At 26.9% G+C, this 3,081-nt stretch carries 4 protein-coding genes; all 4 read right to left on the reverse strand.

Annotation, left to right across the window (positions count from 1 at the left end; all coding sequences use genetic code 11):
• A partial coding sequence (gene hemZ / locus ACTHUW_RS12595) for a coproporphyrinogen dehydrogenase HemZ (protein WP_442213521.1) occupies positions 1-1,415 on the reverse strand: 1,415 nt, incomplete at its 3' end.
• A gap of 7 nt (positions 1,416-1,422) precedes the next feature.
• The gene (locus ACTHUW_RS12600; RefSeq protein WP_442213523.1) at positions 1,423-2,043 is read right to left on the reverse strand and encodes an MBL fold metallo-hydrolase; all 621 of its coding nucleotides are present in this window, start codon (positions 2,041-2,043) and stop codon (positions 1,423-1,425) included.
• A 13-nt stretch (positions 2,044-2,056) separates the two neighbouring features.
• Positions 2,057-2,506: a D-aminoacyl-tRNA deacylase gene (gene dtd / locus ACTHUW_RS12605; RefSeq protein WP_442199071.1), complete on the reverse strand. Its 450-nt coding sequence runs from the start codon at positions 2,504-2,506 to the stop codon at positions 2,057-2,059.
• 11 nt (positions 2,507-2,517) lie between these two features.
• The coding region (locus ACTHUW_RS12610; protein WP_442213525.1) for an ACT domain-containing protein at positions 2,518-3,081 on the reverse strand (564 nt) is incomplete at its 5' end.

Below are 3,081 nucleotides of genomic sequence, written 5' to 3' on the forward strand. Positions count from 1 at the left end.
TTTTTTACATATTCATTTAAATTTACTACATTTGGCATTCTGTGAATTTTATTTGTTTTAGAATCAAATATTTTAGATACACTTCCTGCACCTAAACCAATTACAGTTTGTCTCTCTTCCATCATCAAAATATTATAAATGCATTCTTTATTTTTTTTAGCATATCCTATATTCTCAAAATTACCTAAAATTTGCTTTTGCCTATACATATAATAAGCTTTCATATTCATTCCTTTTGAATATTCTCTTGTTATATCTAACATATTTTCTAAATTATTTTCTTTTTTAATCTCATATTTATCTAATTCTTTATTTAATTTAGATGATTTTTTTATAGTTAAGGTATGAACAGTTAGATTATCAGGATCTAGTTTTTTTATAATTTCCATTGTGTTTTTAATATCTTTTTCATTTTCTTTAGGAAGTCCTACTATTAAATCCATATTTATAGAATTAAATCCTATTTTTTTTGCTTGATTAAAAATTTCTTTTATTTCTTCTTTGCTATGAGTCCTATTCATTAATTTTAAGGTATCATCATTCATTGTCTGAGGATTTATACTGATTCTATCTATTTTATTTCTTTTAAGCATCTCTAATACTTCTTTGTTTATGGTATCAACTCTTCCAGCTTCTACTGTAAACTCCAATATCTTACTAGTATCAAAGTATTTATATATAGCCTTAATTATCATCTCTAAATTTTCAGATGGTATTGCACTAGGAGTACCTCCACCAATATATATAGTTTTTAATATTTTGTCATTCATAAATGAACCTAATTCCTTGATTTCTTCAATCAATGAATTAGTATAAGAATCAATGAAATGACCCCATTTATCCACCAGATAAGAAGGAAAGGAGCAATATATACATCTGCTTGGACAAAAAGGAATACTTACATATAAACTATAATTATCTTTATTTATAGGGTAGATATGTTTCTTTTGTAAGGATGTGATTTCTACAAGTAATTGTGCTTTTTTGATATCTAAGAGATATTCCTCTGTCAATATCTCTATTATCTCATCATTACCTATGTTTTTTTCCCTTAGATCATGGACCACCTTAGAAGGTCTTATTCCTGTTAATATCCCCCATGGCGCATTTATATTTTTAATTTGTTTTGCAGCCATATAAATTGATTTTTTTACAGCTATGCCAATTTTTTTGTCAAATGGTCTTTTTATATTCATATTTTCTATATCATCTATATTGTTTTCACTTATTAAATCATTATTTAAGTATATTTTACTATTAACTACATTTGAATCTAAATCTAAAATTATTAAATATCCGTCTATGTTAAATCTTAATTCATCTACAAAGTTTATATCACTTGTTTCAAAGAGCACTTTTACTAATTCATATATAGGATGACTTTTATTATAATTTTTCAAATATATATTTATCATATTTTATCTATCTTAAAAAAGGATTGTTATTTCTTTCATAGCCTATAGTAGAGCTAGGTCCATGACCTGGATAAACTTTTATATGATCTTCATAAATCATAAGTTTATCTTTAATTGAAGCTATAATATCATCATAAGATCCACCATATAAATCTGTCCTGCCTATAGAACCTTTAAAAAGTGTATCACCTGTAAATATATTATCCCCTATTTTAATAGATATACATCCCTTTGTATGACCTTTTGTATGAATAACCTTAGCTTCTAAATCGCCAAATTTTATAAGATCACCATCTTTAAGTAAGGCATCTGGACTTATTTCTACAGTTACCATTGGCATTTGAGATGATAGGTTAAGTTCTTTATCTTCTAACATTTCTTTGTCATCTTCATGAATTAATATTTCTGAATTAGTTGCATCTTTAAGCTCGACTATACCACCAATATGATCGCCATGACCATGAGTTAATACTATATATTTAACATTTAATTTTTCATCATTTATAATATCCATTAATCCTTTTGTATTGTCTGAAGGATCTATTATTATTGCATCTTTAGTCTCTTGTGAGGCAACAATGAAACAATTAGCACCATATACCCCACTTGAAAGTTCTCTTATTAACATTAAATCTTCCTTTCTAAAAGTTCTTTTTACTATCTATAAGTATTGTAACAGGACCATCATTTCTTAAATCCACTTTCATATCTGCTCCAAATTTACCTGAAGCTACTTTTATATCATATCTTGATGCTAGTTTTAAAAAATCATCATATAATTTTTCTGAAATATCAGGTTTTGCTGCTTTCATGAAATTCGGACGTCTTCCTTTTCTACAATCACCATATAAAGTGAATTGAGAAACCACAAGAAGTTCTCCTGAAATATCTAATAAAGATAAATTCATTTTTTCATTTTCATCTTCAAATATCCTAAGATGCATGATTTTTTCAACTAGATATTTTATATCACTTTCATTGTCTTCATCACAAATTCCCAAAAGAACTAATAAACCTTTATTTATTTCAGATTCTTTCTTTTCATTAATTTCAACAGCAGCAGAATTAACTCTTTGAATTACAGCTCTCATCTCATCACCTCTTAAGTCGTCACTCTATAAACATCAAGTACTCCTGTGACTTTTTTTAGTCTCTTTATTAAATTATTTAATTGATTTATATCTTTTATCTCTAAAGTTAGATTAATAATAGCTAGTTTTTCTTTGTTGGTTCTAGCATTTAAAGAAGATACAAATAAATTGGCTTCAGATAAAAGAATAGTAATCTCTGATAATAAACCTGGTCTATCAGAACCCTTAACTTGCAATTCAGCCTGATAGGAAGTTTTATCCTCTTGTGCCCAATCCACATCAATAAATCTTTGATCTTTACCTAAATCTACTATATTAGGACAATCACTCCTGTGAACAGATACACCTCTACCACGAGTTATATATCCCTTTATCTCATCACCAGGAACAGGATTACAACATTTTGCAAATCTTACCTTTACATTGTCTATTCCACTTATATTTATACCTTGACTTTGTTTTTTATTTATTTTAGATTTAACCTGATTATGAACCTTATCTGGTAAATCTACTAATTTATAATGTTCCTTATAATATTCTTTAAGTTTTGTTGTTATTTGAGCTAATGTAGTGTT

The organism is Senegalia sp. (in: firmicutes), assembly GCF_052088025.1.
Classification (GTDB): Bacteria; Bacillota; Clostridia; order Tissierellales; family SIT17; genus Anaeromonas.